The sequence below is a fragment of the Williamsia sp. Leaf354 genome, from assembly GCF_001424365.1.
GTDB lineage: Bacteria > Actinomycetota > Actinomycetes > Mycobacteriales > Mycobacteriaceae > Williamsia_A.
Map to the genome: position 1 here is coordinate 82,798 of NZ_LMPL01000005.1, position 13,077 is coordinate 95,874.

Here is a 13,077-nt window from a genome sequence, read left to right on the forward strand (position 1 = left end):
AGGTTTCAGGGCGGGGGTGTCACTGCGGCAGGACCGGGATGGCCTGCGTCCCCATCGTCGGGGCGACCTCGTTCCAGTACTGGTCGGGTTGACCGTCGGTGCTGCCGAGTCGCAGGACCCCACGACTGTCGGCGGCGTAGAGCGTCGAGCGGTCCCCCACCACCGCGGTGACCGGCGGGGTCAGGTTGCCGCTGAGCAGACCGACCGCCGGCGTCCCGTCCACGCTCACCTGCACGATCGGCGAGTCGGTGGTGCCCCGTGCCACGACGACGGTGTCGCCGGACACCCAGTCGAGTGAGACGGCCTGGCCCCCGATGTTGAACGCGGCGTCGCGCGCGCCGGTCAGCGCTTGGGTGTCGGCGCCGGTGGTCGAGATGACGGCGAGAATCGGTGTGCCGCCGACGATCACGGCGGCGCGCGCACCGTCGCGTGACACCTGGACCTCGGTGATGTCGCCGCGCGCCACGAGCGACAGTGCGCCGGTGTCGACGACCTTCGGCGCCTGCAGGGCACCGGTGGCGTCACGCGACCACCGCTGCAGGCGGCCGTCGACGACGGCCCACACCGTGTCGTCGTCGGGACCGATCGACGGCCGCGAGATCGTGCGTCCCGACGCCACCGTCACCGGCGTCCCCCCGAGATCGCCGAGTTGCAGCTGCATCGCCGGCCCGCCCGCGGGGCCGCGGGTGACGGCCGCGACGCGCTTGCCGTCCGACGACACCGACGCCGAGAGCACGGCGCCGGAGGTCCCGAGCGGCCCGTCGACCGGGGTGAGGCCGGTGGCCGTCACGCGGTCGAGCGACCCCGAGCGGATGACCATGAGCGCAGGCGACGACTGCGCGGTGCCCGAGGGATCCAGCGACGCGACGTCGCCGGTGGTCCAGCCCGACGAGTACCGCTCGTTGAGGGGCGCGCCGTCGGCGTCGATGACGTAGGGACCCGGCACGTCGGCGCGGTCGAGGGTCCAGACGACCTGCGCGGCGAGCAGGGTGCGGTCGCGGTCGGACAGCGAGCTGATCCCGGTCAGCTGCAACCGCTTTCCGCCCGATCCGAGTGATTCGATCGATCCCCGCAGCGCCGCCGCCGATCCGAAGGCCGATGTCACCGCGCGGGAGAGTTCCTCGGAGGGACCGGAGATCAGCATGTCGACCAGCTGGTCGCTGACGTCGTTGCCGGTGGAGTACAGCCACCGCGGATCGGCGACGAGGCGGTCGCCCGACACCGACGGGAAGTAGACGTTGCGGGCGCGGTAGCTCGACACGAACTGGGTGCGGTCGACCATCGCCCCGGCGGGAAGCTGACCGTCGATCCGCCACTGCCCGTTGACCAGTCGCATCGTCAGACGCGACTCCACCTTGCCGGTGGCGGGGATGAGATGTCCGTTGGGCTGCAGGACGCCGGTGTTGTCGGCGATCAGTCGCGCGGTGAAGGTGTCGTCGGTGCGGCCGTCGGTGAGCACGCTGATCGAGTCGAGGATCAGCGAGCCGCCGCGGTCGTCCCAGTTGTCCGACGCCGACGCCGTCAGGTACTGCCGCGCCGCGAGGTGACCCGAACCCGGATTCGCCGAGGCCTTGAGGAAGTCGCGGACCAGCGCCTCGGGGCTCATCCCGGGCACCGGGCTCGGCACCGACACCGCCGGTGCCCGGCTGGGCAGCGTGCCGATCGGCTGCGGGCTCGAACTGGTCGGGATCGATACGCACCCGGCGCTCACGGTCACCGCGACGCAGATCGCGGCCAGCGCGGCGACCGGCGTGCGACGCCGTCGTCGTGGGGTGTCACTCACGACCGGTGGCCTTCCGTGCGCCGAGCGGCTTGAGCGGCAACGGACTTCCCAGCACCTTGTGCCCGCGCACCAACGGCAGCGTCAGCCGGAAGCTGGCGCCCGCGCCGGGTTCGCCCCACGCCTCGAGACGACCGTTGTGCAGGCGCGCGTCCTCGATGCTGATGGCCAGGCCCAGCCCGGTACCGCCGGATCGACGGAAACGTGAGGGATCCGAACGCCAGAACCGGTTGAAGACGAGCTTCTCCTCACCGGGCCGCAGGCCGATGCCGCGGTCGCGCACGGTGATCGCCACCGCGTCGCCGTCGCTGCGCATCGTCAGCGTCACGGGCTTCTGTTCGCCGTGGTCGATGGCGTTGGCCAGCAGGTTGCGCAGGATGCGTTCCACGCGGCGCGGATCGATCTCGGCGATCACCGGTTCGGTGGGCAGATCGAGGACCAACGGGGTGTCGGTGTCGGCGGCGAGGTGTCGGACGGTGGCGAGAGCACCGTCGATGGGGATGCTCATGGGGATCTTCTCGGCGGCCAGTTCGGCGACGCCGGCGTCGTGGCGGGAGATCTCGAGGAGTTCACCGAGCAGCGTCTCGAAGCGGTCGAGTTCGCTGTTCATCAGCTCCACCGACCGCTTGTTCACCGGGTCGAGGTCGTCGCGCGACTCGTAGAGGACGTCGGCGGCCATCCGCACGGTGGTGAGCGGGGTGCGCAGTTCGTGGCTCACGTCGGAGGTGAACTGCCGTTGCAGTCCGCCGAACTCCTCGAGGCTGCTGATCTGTTTGGACAGGCTCTCGGCCATGTCGTTGAACGACATCGCCAACCGGGCCATGTCGTCCTCGCCGCGCACCGGCATGCGTTCCTTCAGTCGGCCGTCGGCGAACCGCACCGCGATCCGCGAGGCCGACCGGACCGGGATCACCACCTGCCGCGACACCAGCATGGCGATGGCCGCCAGCAACAGGATGAGCACCAGACCGCCGGTGAACAGGGTGCCGCGGACCAGCGAGACGGTGCTCTCCTCGTTCGTCAGGGGGAACACCAGGTACAGCTCGAGCCCGGCCACACCGGTCGCCGTCGGTGTGCCGATGATGAGCGCGGGTGACCGTTTGCCGCCGTTCTCGGCGACCGAGGAGTACCGATAGGCGATGCGACCGCCGCGGACCATGGCGCGCAGGTTGTCGGGGATCTCGTCGGCCGGACCCACCGACGCCGAGTCCTGCGGACCGGCGGGCACCAGCAGGACGGTGTCGAAGGTGCCGACCACACCCGACGCCGGGGTGGTCCCGACGTCGCGGTCGGTGAGGATCGATCGGGTCTGCTGCAGCCGGTTGGTGATCGAGGCGTTGGTGTCGCCGCCGGCGAGGTCGCGTTCGACCGAGGTGCGGGCCCGGTCGATCTCCTCGGTGGCCGCCCGCAGCTTCTGTTCGAGCAGCCGGTCGGTGATCTGGCTGGTCAGCACGAAACCCAGGATCAGCAGCACGACGAGCGAGAGCACCATGGTCGACACGACCACCCGCAGCTGCAGCGATCGACGCCAGAGGCGACCGGTGACCCGGCCGGCTGCCGACCACCGGCGCAGGAAACGCGGGAAGGTCGGGTTGATGCGGCGACGGCCGCGCCCCATGCGGGCCGATCGGGAGGGGTTCGTACGGATCACGGCGGGCCGGCCTTGTAGCCGACCCCCCTCACCGTGAGCACGACCTCGGGGTTCTCCGGGTCGAGCTCGACCTTGGCGCGCAGGCGCTGGACGTGGACGTTGACCAACCGGGTGTCGGCGGGATGCCGGTAGCCCCAGACCTGCTCGAGGAGTACGTCGCGGGTGAACACCTGGCGGGGTTTGCGGGCGAGCGCGACCAGCAGGTCGAACTCCAACGGCGTCAGCGAGATCGGGTTGCCGTCGCGGGTCACCTTGTGTGCGGGGACGTCGATCTCGATCGGGCCGATGGACAGCAGCTCGGCGGGTTCGTCGTCGGTGCGGCGCAACCGGGCGCGTACGCGGGCGACGAGTTCCTTCGGCTTGAACGGCTTCACCATGTAGTCGTCGGCGCCGGATTCGAGGCCGAGGACGACGTCGACGGTGTCGCTCTTCGCGGTGAGCATCACGATGGGGACGCCGGAATCGGCGCGCAGGACGCGGCACACGTCGATGCCGTTCATCCCCGGCAACATCAGGTCGAGCAGCACCAGATCGGGTCGGATCTCGCGAACCGCGGCCAGCGCCTGGGTGCCGTCACCGACGACGAACGGTTCGAAGCCCTCACCGCGCAGCACGATCGTGAGCATCTCGGCGAGCGCCGCGTCGTCGTCGACGACAAGAATCCTGGGCTTCATGTCACCCATGGTGACATTGCGACCGGTGAACAGGCGGGTGGCGCGCCGACGCCCGCCGGTCCTCTGACCGGCACATCGCCACACGTCGCCGACGGCGCGCCCGTGTGCAGATGAGCGCAATTGCCGTGTGCGGCTGGCTAGCATCGGCGGTGTGGGAGTTCTCATCGCGGTGGAAGGGCTCGACGGCGCCGGCAAGCGCACGCTGGTCGACGGGTTGACCCAGCGGTGGACCGCCACGGGGCACCGCGTGGCGACGATGGCGTTCCCCCGCTACGGGGAGTCGGTCCACGCCGACATCGCGGCGGAGGCGTTGCACGGCGAGCACGGCGATCTCCGGTCGAGTCCGTACGCGATGGCGATGCTGTTCGCCCTCGACCGACGCGGCGCCGCCGGGCTGATCCGGGAACGTCTCGCCGGGTGCGACGTCCTTCTCCTCGACCGTTATGTCGCCTCGAACGCCGCCTACACCGCCGCGCGGTGCGAGCAGGACGCTGACGGCGAGGCCGTCGCCTGGGTGGCCGAGCTCGAGTACCACCGGTTCGGTCTGCCCGTCCCCGACCACCATCTGCTCATCGACGTCACCGCCGAAGTCGCGATGGGTCGCGCACGCTCACGCGCCGACCTCGACTCGTCGCGCGCCCGCGATGCCTACGAACGCGACGGCTCACTGCAGAACCGCGTCGACGAGCTGTATCGCGCTCTGGCACAGCGTGACTGGATGTCGCCGTGGACGGTGGTCGACAACGCGGGCGCGCTCGCCATCGCCGACGATCTGCTCACCGAGTAGACGTCGCCTCCTGCTCGGCACCCCGCATGAGGAACGGGTAGCGCTCGGAGACCGACGCTGAGAGCAGCGCCTTCGCGGTCACACTCGTGTCGTCGGCGAACACCTCATCGTCGCCCGCCTCGATGGCCCGGAGAACGGCCTCCGCGACGTCGGCCGGGTCGTTCATGGGGATGTCGTAGCCGGCCATCATGTCGGTGTCGGTGGCGCCGAGGAACGCCGTGAGCACCCCGGTGCCTTGAGACGCCAGCTCGATCCGCAGGCCGTCCGCGGTGGACCAGGCCGCCGCCTTCGACGCCGAGTACGAGCCCGCGCCGGGGTAGGTAGCCAGCGCCAGGGCCGAGGTGAGGGTGACCACGACGCCACCCCCGCGTCGGGCCAGGGTGGGCGCGAACGCGCGGGTGACGATCAACGGGCCCCAGTGGTTGGTGTCCATCTCGCGACGCATGACGTCGAGGTCTCCGGTGAGCAGTGACTGGCCGCTGGTGACGCCCGCGTTGTTCACGACGATGTCGACGTCGTCGGCGACCCTCGCGGCCGCCTCCACCGACGCGGGATCGGTGACGTCGAGGACCAGCGCGACGACGCGGTCGTCGTCGACCGGTACCTCGCCCGATCGAGACGTCGCGTAGACGCGGGGCGCACCGGCGTCGAGGAAAGCGCGGACGAGGGATCGTCCGATCCCTCGGTTCGAACCGGTGACGAGGACTGTGGCGGTGGTGAGTTCCATGTTTCGACCGTACGATCTGACATCGATGTGAGGTTCAAGGCCTCGCGTGGAGATGTACGTCACAGGAGGCGACGATGCGGATCGGTGAACTGGCTGCGACGACGGGCGCGTCCGTGCGGTCACTGCGGTATTACGAGGAACAGCAGTTGATCTGCTCGCGGCGCACCGACGGTGGGCATCGGGTGTTCGCCGCCGACACGACACCGCGGGTCGCCATGATCCGCTGCCTCATCGACGCCGGTGTGCCCACGCGCGACATCGGCGCGATGTTGCCGTGCGTCCACTCGGGCACCACCACCCCGACCACGCTGTCGCTGCTCACGGCGGCCCATGCGCGGCTGTCGGCCGAGATCGACGAACGCCTCGCGACCCGCGACCGCCTGGAGGCCATCATCGCGGGCGTGCGCGACAACACCTGTACGACGGCCACGACACCGGCCTGAACTCTGGTGTTGCGATGGGTCGCGCGATGCGCTCTATCGCGCACTGGCGCAGCGCAATTGGATGACACTGCGGTCGGTGGTCGACACCGCGGGCGCACTCGCCGTCGCCGACGACCTGCTCGCCGCAGTAGGTCCCATCCGACGGAAATCTCTTCGCCATCCGCCGTCGGCCCGCAGTAACGTCAGGCCCATGGATCCCGGCAGTCGCTCTCTGGCCGACGGCATGGTGTGGGTCCGGCGGGCGCAGCGGTGAGATGCGCTCCCGCTACCGAAAAACGCTCCCGCGACCATAATTTCGGTCGCGGGAGCGTCTTGTGGTCGCGGGAGCGGTCAGATCAGACCGCGCCGCAGATCAGTACCGCGTCGGCGGGCCGACTCAGTATCGGTAGTGATCGGGCTTGTACGGGCCCTCGACGTCGACGTTGATGTACTCGGCCTGCTCCTTGGTGAGCTTGGTGAGCGTGCCACCGAGTGCCTCGACGTGGATCTTGGCGACCTTCTCGTCGAGGTGCTTCGGGAGGCGGTAGACCTCGTTGTCGTACTGGTCGTTCTTGGTCCAGACCTCGATCTGCGCGATGACCTGGTTCGAGAAGCTGTTGCTCATCACGAACGACGGGTGACCGGTGGCGTTGCCGAGGTTCAGCAGACGACCCTCCGAGAGGACGATGATCGACTTGCCGCTGTCGAAGATCCACTGGTCGACCTGCGGCTTGACGACGACGCGCTTGGCACCGGAGCTCTCGAGGCCGGCCATGTCGATCTCGTTGTCGAAGTGACCGATGTTGCCGAGGATGGCCTTGTCCTTCATCGCCTTCATGTGCTCGAGGGTGATGATGCCGAGGTTGCCGGTCGAGGTGATCACGATGTCGGCCTTGCCGATCGCGTCCTCGACGGTGACGACGTCGAAGCCGTCCATGAGCGCCTGCAGCGCGTTGATCGGGTCGATCTCGGTGACCTGGACGCGGGCGCCCTGGCCGGCGAGCGACTCGGCGCAGCCCTTGCCCACGTCGCCGTAACCGGCGATGAGGACCTTCTTGCCGCCGATGAGGACGTCGGTGGCGCGGTTGATGCCGTCGATCAGCGAGTGGCGGGTGCCGTACTTGTTGTCGAACTTGCTCTTGGTGACCGAGTCGTTGACGTTGATGGCCGGGAAGGTCAGCTCACCGGCGGCGGCGAACTGGTACAGGCGCAGCACGCCGGTGGTGGTCTCCTCGGTGACACCCTTGACCGACTCCGCGATGGTCGACCACTTGGTCTTGTCGGTCTCGAAGCGCTCACGGAGCTGGTTGAGGAAGATCGTGTACTCGGCCGAGTCGTTGTCCTCGACCGGCGGGACGACGCCCGCCTTCTCGAACTGCGCGCCGCGCAGCACCATCATGGTGGCGTCGCCGCCGTCGTCGAGGATCATGTTGCAGGGCTCGCCGGGCCAGGTGAGCATCTGCTCGGCGCACCACCAGTACTCCTCGAGGCTCTCGCCCTTCCACGCGAACACCGGGATGCCCTTGGGCTCCTCCGGGGTGCCGTGCGGGCCGACGACGATGGCCGCGGCGGCGTGATCCTGGGTGGAGAAGATGTTGCACGACGCCCAGCGCACCTCGGCGCCGAGCGAGGTCAGCGTCTCGATCAGGACCGCGGTCTGCGTGGTCATGTGCAGCGACCCGGAGATGCGGGCCCCCTTGAGGGGCTGCACATCGGCGTATTCACGACGCAGCTCCATCAGACCCGGCATCTCGGCCTCGGCCAGGTCGATCTCCAGCCGGCCGTACGCGGCGAGGGACAGGTCCGCGACCTTGAAGTCGATCCCGCCGAGGTTGTCCGCACTGAGGCTTGTCTGCACCGATGTCATCTATCACTCCTGGTTGGCGATCGGACCGGTCAGGCCCGAGTGTCACGTATGAGGCTAACGAACTCGCCGCTCAAGCGCGAAAAACGGCCGGTGAACGACCGGTTTCACCGGTGATGGTGACCGCGGACCGCCGACGGCCCTGTGAACCCCCACAACCGCAGGCCGCTGTTGCGCGATCACGCACGACGGCCCCGGAACACGGTCGGATCAGCTCGGAGGTGACTTCGACAGCGAGGGCGCATCGACCGACGCCACCTCTCCCCGTTCACGCCGACCGACCATCGAATGCCTTCGGCTGTACAGGAAGTAGAACGCGACACCGATCACCATCCAGATGACGAAGCGGATCCAGGTGAGCGCCGAGAGGTTCAGCATCAGCCACACGCACGACACGATCGCCAGGATCGGGATGACCGGCATCCACGGCACGGTGAAGCCACGCGACAGGTCCGGGCGTGTGCGACGCAGCACCAGGACGCCCGCGGCGACGACGACGAACGCGAACAGCGTGCCGACGTTGACCATCTCCTCGAGCTTGTCGATCGGGAAGAATCCGGCGACCACCGCGACGACGGCGCCGACGAGGATCTGGATGCGTGCCGGTGTCCCGCGCTTGCTGGTCTTGCCCAGGCCGCGGGGCAGCAGACCGTCGCGGCTCATCGCGAACAGGACGCGGGCCTGCCCGAGCATGAGGACCATCACGACCGTCGTGAGGCCGGCGAGGGCACCGATGGAGATGGCCTTCTCGGCCCAGGTGATGCCGTTGAGACCGAACGCGTACGCGAGGTTCTTCGGCTCGCCGTTGCCGGCCGATGTCGCGAGGTCCTTGTAGTTGACCATTCCGGTGACGACGATCGTGACCAGCACGTAGAGCACCGTGACGATGGCGAGCGAGGTGAGGATGCCGCGCGGGACGTCACGCTTGGGGTTCTTGGTCTCCTCGGCCGTCGTCGCCACCACGTCGAAGCCGATGAACGCGAAGAACACGATCGACGCCGCGGCGAGCAGGCCGTACCAGCCGTAGTTCGAGTCGCCGCCACCGGTGATGAGCGAGAACAGCGTCGACTCGACCGACTTGCCGCCGCTCTCCGACGGCTCGGAGTCGGGGATGAAGTTCGAGTAGTTCGACGACTTCACATAGAAGAACCCGACGACGATGACCAGGAGCACCACGGTCACCTTGATCGCGGTGATGACCGCACTCACCCGCGACGACAACTTCGTGCCCAACACCAGCAGGACGGTGATGGCGACGACGATGAGCAGCGCACCCCAGTCGACGTCGAGCCCACCGATCTCGGCGGTGCCGCCGGAGAAGCCGAACACCGTGCCGAGGTAACTCGACCAGCCCTTCGACACCACCGCGGCGCCGACCGCGAACTCGAGGATCAGGTCCCAGCCGAGGATCCAGGCGAGGAACTCACCGAACGTCGCGTAGCCGAAGGTGTAGGCCGAACCGGCGACCGGGACGGTCGAGGCGAACTCGGCGTAGCAGAGCGCGGCGAGTCCACAGGCGATCGCGGCCATCACGAACGAGATGGAGATCGCGGGCCCGGCGAGGTTGCCCGCGGTCGACGCGGTGATGGTGAAGATGCCGGCGCCGATCACGACCGACACACCGAAGACCGTGAGATCGACCCAGGTCAGGCTCTTCTTGAGTTGCGAACCGGGCTCGTCGGTGTCGGCCATCGACTGCTCGACCGACTTCGTTCGGGTGAGGGAGTGCCGCAGTGACCGCGACGGTTGGGAGGACTGCGATCGCGTCACGACGATCTCCTGACGGTAGTGCGAGCGAGAAGGGTACGAAACGGACGGCACATGGTGTCGACGACATTGCCATGCCGAGCCGTCGCGGTGTCAGTTTCCGCGGTCCCCGGTGTTTTCTCGATAGATGTCGGGTTCCAGATAGATGACGCGCGCGATCGGCAGCGACGAACGGATGCGCGCTTCCGCGGAGTTGATGGTGTCGGCGATGGTCACCGCGGTCGCCCCGGCGGGGATGCCCAGCTTGGCCGCGACGAGCAACTCGTCAGGCCCGAGGTACTGGGTCTTCATGTGGATGACGCGGTCGATGCCGGGTTCGGCCTCCAGCGCCGCGAACAGCGCGGTCTCGTCGGCGGCGGTCGCCCCCTCGCCGATGAGCAGGCTGTGCATCTCGACGATGAGGATGACCGCGATGACGCCCAGCAGGATGCCGATGGCGAGCGTCCCGATGCCGTCCCAGACCGGGTCACCGGTCAGCGTCGCCAGCCCGACACCACCGAGGGCGAACGCGAGGCCGATGAGCGCGCCGGTGTCCTCGAGCAACACCACCGGCAGCTCGGGGTTGCGGGAGTTGCGGATGAACCGCCACCACGAGGCCGAGCCCTTCAGCGGCTTCGATTCACCGAACGCGGTCCGAAAGCTGTAGCCCTCCAGGCAGATCGCGACCGCCAGGATGACCACGGCCACGATCGGCGACTCGAGTTCGTGCGGGTGCACGATCTTCTCGTACCCCTCGTATATCGCGAACAACGAGCCGAGTGTGAACAGCACCATCGCCACGACGAACGAGTAGAAGTAGCGACTACGGCCGTATCCGAAGGGATGCAGCCGGTCGGCTTTCTTGGCGGCCTCGCGCTGGCCGAGCAGGAGGAGTCCCTGGTTGGACGTGTCCGCCACGGAGTGCACCGCCTCGGCGAGCATCGACGACGAGCCGGTGACGGCGAATCCCACGAACTTGGCGACCGCGATCCCGGCGTTGGCGGCCAGCGCCGCCACGATCGCCTTCTTCGAACCCTCTGCCGACATCGACGTCCCTCCTGCTCACAGCGGACGCGGACGCCCGTTGTGGCCGCCGCGACATGGGATGACCCTACTGCCGCGCGACGACTCCACTTCCTGCACCGAGGGTGTGCGGTAGTAAACTGGCGATCGCCTGTGCGTGAAGCATGCTTCGCGTCGCAGGCAGGGGAGGAACCGTGCGACGCGGTCGTCGAGCCGACGGCGGCGTCGCCGATGACCGCACGACTTAGGGGATGTCCGTTGAGCTACGACAAGAGTGCTATCTCGTCGACCCCGCCGTGGCTGCAGCAGCCGCCGCGGGACGACACCGCCGGTACCGACGACTCGGCCGCACGCGCCGCCGGGCGCCACACCGATCACGAACCGAACGACGACGCCGACGCGGCGGCCGCGGTGGGGCGCGGCACCGGTCACCGACCCCCGCCGCCCTCGTGGCTGGCCGGGTCGCCCGACCCCGCACCCACCCAGGACGCGAGCGACGACGACGTCGCCGACGCGACGCGGTGGGTCACCACCCCGGCGCCCGAACCGCAGGTTCCCGACAGCCACGAACGGGGCCTCGACGAGGTCACTGCTCCCCCGCAGCCCGATCCGGTTGCTCCCGCGCAGGGCTTCGGCCCCCCGCCGGGCGCGCCGACCCAGCCGCCCTCGACCCCGCCGCCGTGGGCCGCACCCGACGCCGAGAGGGGACCCACGCAGGCGCCGCCCGCTCCCTGGGGTCAGCCCTCGGCACCTCAGCCCTCGGCGCCCCCGCAGTTCCAGGGCCCGCCGCAGCAGTTCGACGGACCCCCGCATCACGACGGGCCGGCACCGTTCCAGGGACCCCCCGCGCAGTTCGCTGATCCGCAGCAGTTCGCTGATCCGCAGCAGTTCGAGTCGCCACAGCAGTTCGGGGCACCGGCGCAGTTCGACGGGCCGCCGCAATTCCAGGGTGCGCCTGCGCAGTTCGGTGGGCAGCCCCGGTTCGACCCGGCCCCGCCCCACGGTGCGCAGCAGTTCGACGGCCCTGCGCCGTACCAGGGCCCGCCGCAGCAGTTCGATCACCAGCCACAGTCCGGGCCGCCACAGCAGTTCCAGGCGCCCCAGCAGTTCGAGGCACCCCAGCAGGGTCAGTCCGGACCGCCCGCCGGGTTCGAGCCGGGACCGGCGCCCGAGCAGCCGGTGAACCCGTGGCCCGCACCGCCGGTCGCCCCCGGTGGTCCGCCGCCGATCAGCCCGGCGTCGGATCCCTTCACCGCACCGGGAGCGTTCGCGCCCGCCGGGCCGCCGCCCGGATACGCCCCGCAGGGTTACGCACCGAACGGATACGGGACGCCCACCCAGCCCGGTTACGGCCAGCCGGGTCCTGCCCCGTCCGGTTACACCCAGCCCGGCTTCACCCACACCACGCCCGGTGGCGGCGACGGCCCGTATCCGCCCGCGAACGGCACCGCGTCACTCGATCAGGTCGCGCTCCTGCGCAAGGCACGACGGGCCCCGAACAGTGGGTGGCGTCGAGCGGTGCACCGGATGTCGGCGGGTGCGATCAATCCGGGCGACTCCCCCGATGATCTCGTCCACAACCAGCTCATCGAGCGGGTCAACCGCCCGGTGCGGGGCGACTACCGGATCGCGGTGCTGTCGCTCAAGGGCGGTGTCGGCAAGACGACGACCACCGTGGGCCTCGGTTCGGTGTTCGCGTCGCTGCGCGGCGACCGCGTGATCGCCGTCGACGCCAACCCCGATCTGGGAACGCTGGCACAGCGCATCCCCCAGCAGACGCGGTCGACGGTGCGCGATCTCCTCGCCGACAACTCGATCTACCGCTACAGCGACGTGCGTGCGCACACCTCGCAGGCGCCGAGTCGTCTCGAGGTGCTCGCCTCCGAACGCGACCCCGCGGTCGCCGAGGCGTTCAGCGAGGAGGACTACCGCGGCGTCATGAAGGTGTTGCAGCGCTTCTACAACATCATCATCACCGATTGCGGTACGGGACTGAGTCATTCGGCCATGAACGGGGTCCTCGACCTCGCCAATGCGCTGATCCTGGTGAGTTCGCCGGCCATCGACGGTGCGCGCAGCGCCGGGGCGACCCTCGACTGGTTGCAGGCCCACGGCTACGGCCATCTCGTCAGCCGCGCCGTCGTGGTGCTGAGTTCGTCGCGCTCGGGTGCGTCGACGATCGACACCAATCAGCTGAGCCAGCACTTCCTCACCCGCTGCCGGGCGGTGCAGTCGATCCCCTTCGACGACCATCTGGCCGAGGGTGCCGAGGTCGATCTGGATCTGCTGGGCAAGGGCGCACACCGGTCGTTCGTCGAGTTGGCCGCCACGGTGGCCGACGATTTCTCGGCGACCAACCTGCGTCGCGCCGAGCCCTATCTGCGATAGCGCCTCGAACGGGAG

Annotated in this window: 11 protein-coding genes; 4 read left to right on the plus strand and 7 right to left on the minus strand. The window is 69.1% G+C overall.

What is annotated here, in order from left to right:
* Positions 1 to 19: 19 nt before the first annotated feature.
* The 3 genes from lpqB to mtrA are packed head-to-tail and all read right to left on the minus strand — an operon-like array spanning position 20 to position 4,114.
* Positions 20 to 1,783, minus strand: a complete 1,764-nt coding sequence (lpqB, locus tag ASG12_RS17360; protein WP_055792451.1) for an MtrAB system accessory lipoprotein LpqB — start codon at positions 1,781 to 1,783, stop codon at positions 20 to 22.
* Positions 1,776 to 3,398, minus strand: a complete 1,623-nt coding sequence (gene mtrB / locus ASG12_RS17365; protein ID WP_055792454.1) for an MtrAB system histidine kinase MtrB — start codon at positions 3,396 to 3,398, stop codon at positions 1,776 to 1,778. The genes lpqB and mtrB overlap by 8 nt, the downstream gene beginning before the upstream one ends.
* A 29-nt stretch (positions 3,399 to 3,427) precedes the next feature.
* Complete coding sequence (mtrA, locus tag ASG12_RS17370) at positions 3,428 to 4,114, minus strand: MtrAB system response regulator MtrA (protein WP_200932806.1); 687 nt, start codon at positions 4,112 to 4,114, stop codon at positions 3,428 to 3,430.
* Positions 4,115 to 4,256: 142 nt separating this feature from the next.
* Between mtrA and ASG12_RS17375 the strand changes: the two genes are divergently transcribed.
* On the plus strand, positions 4,257 to 4,892 hold the full coding sequence (locus ASG12_RS17375; protein ID WP_055793792.1) for a dTMP kinase: 636 nt from the start codon (positions 4,257 to 4,259) through the stop codon (positions 4,890 to 4,892).
* On the opposite strand, the gene ASG12_RS17380 is transcribed toward ASG12_RS17375, so the two are convergent.
* A complete protein-coding gene (locus tag ASG12_RS17380) occupies positions 4,882 to 5,619 on the minus strand; it encodes an SDR family oxidoreductase (RefSeq protein WP_055792457.1) in 738 nt (245 codons plus the stop codon). The genes ASG12_RS17375 and ASG12_RS17380 overlap by 11 nt on opposite strands.
* Positions 5,620 to 5,693: 74 nt before the next feature.
* Between ASG12_RS17380 and ASG12_RS17385 the strand changes: the two genes are divergently transcribed.
* Complete coding sequence (locus ASG12_RS17385) at positions 5,694 to 6,062, plus strand: MerR family transcriptional regulator (protein WP_055792461.1); 369 nt, start codon at positions 5,694 to 5,696, stop codon at positions 6,060 to 6,062.
* 76 nt (positions 6,063 to 6,138) lie between these two features.
* Positions 6,139 to 6,315, plus strand: a complete 177-nt coding sequence (locus ASG12_RS21805; RefSeq protein ID WP_235457386.1) for a hypothetical protein — start codon at positions 6,139 to 6,141, stop codon at positions 6,313 to 6,315.
* A gap of 123 nt (positions 6,316 to 6,438) precedes the next feature.
* On the opposite strand, the gene ahcY is transcribed toward ASG12_RS21805, so the two are convergent.
* From ahcY to ASG12_RS17400, 3 genes are all read right to left on the minus strand, one after another.
* Complete coding sequence (ahcY, locus tag ASG12_RS17390) at positions 6,439 to 7,908, minus strand: adenosylhomocysteinase (RefSeq protein ID WP_055792464.1); 1,470 nt, start codon at positions 7,906 to 7,908, stop codon at positions 6,439 to 6,441.
* Between the two features lie 207 nt (positions 7,909 to 8,115).
* Positions 8,116 to 9,639: an APC family permease gene (locus ASG12_RS17395; protein ID WP_055793793.1), complete on the minus strand. Its 1,524-nt coding sequence runs from the start codon at positions 9,637 to 9,639 to the stop codon at positions 8,116 to 8,118.
* Positions 9,640 to 9,765: 126 nt separating this feature from the next.
* The gene (locus ASG12_RS17400; protein WP_055792467.1) at positions 9,766 to 10,698 is read right to left on the minus strand and encodes a cation diffusion facilitator family transporter; all 933 of its coding nucleotides are present in this window, start codon (positions 10,696 to 10,698) and stop codon (positions 9,766 to 9,768) included.
* Positions 10,699 to 10,932: 234 nt separating this feature from the next.
* Here ASG12_RS17400 and ASG12_RS22160 point away from each other — a divergent pair, with 234 nt between their 5' ends.
* Positions 10,933 to 13,062, plus strand: coding sequence for a MinD/ParA family ATP-binding protein (locus ASG12_RS22160; RefSeq protein ID WP_235457388.1), 2,130 nt, complete (start codon positions 10,933 to 10,935; stop codon positions 13,060 to 13,062).
* Positions 13,063 to 13,077 lie beyond the last annotated feature (15 nt).

What these genes read in the sequence shown, in the direction of transcription:
- ASG12_RS17400 (WP_055792467.1), bottom strand. Translation starts at nt 10,698, where the DNA reads ATGTCGGCAGAGGGTTCGAAGAAGGCGATCGTGGCGGCGCTGGCCGCC.
- ASG12_RS17385 (WP_055792461.1), top strand. Translation starts at nt 5,694, where the DNA reads ATGCGGATCGGTGAACTGGCTGCGACGACGGGCGCGTCCGTGCGGTCA.
- mtrA (WP_200932806.1), bottom strand. Translation starts at nt 4,114, where the DNA reads ATGGGTGACATGAAGCCCAGGATTCTTGTCGTCGACGACGACGCGGCG.
- mtrB (WP_055792454.1), bottom strand. Translation starts at nt 3,398, where the DNA reads ATGGGGCGCGGCCGTCGCCGCATCAACCCGACCTTCCCGCGTTTCCTG.
- ASG12_RS17380 (WP_055792457.1), bottom strand. Translation starts at nt 5,619, where the DNA reads ATGGAACTCACCACCGCCACAGTCCTCGTCACCGGTTCGAACCGAGGG.
- ahcY (WP_055792464.1), bottom strand. Translation starts at nt 7,908, where the DNA reads ATGACATCGGTGCAGACAAGCCTCAGTGCGGACAACCTCGGCGGGATC.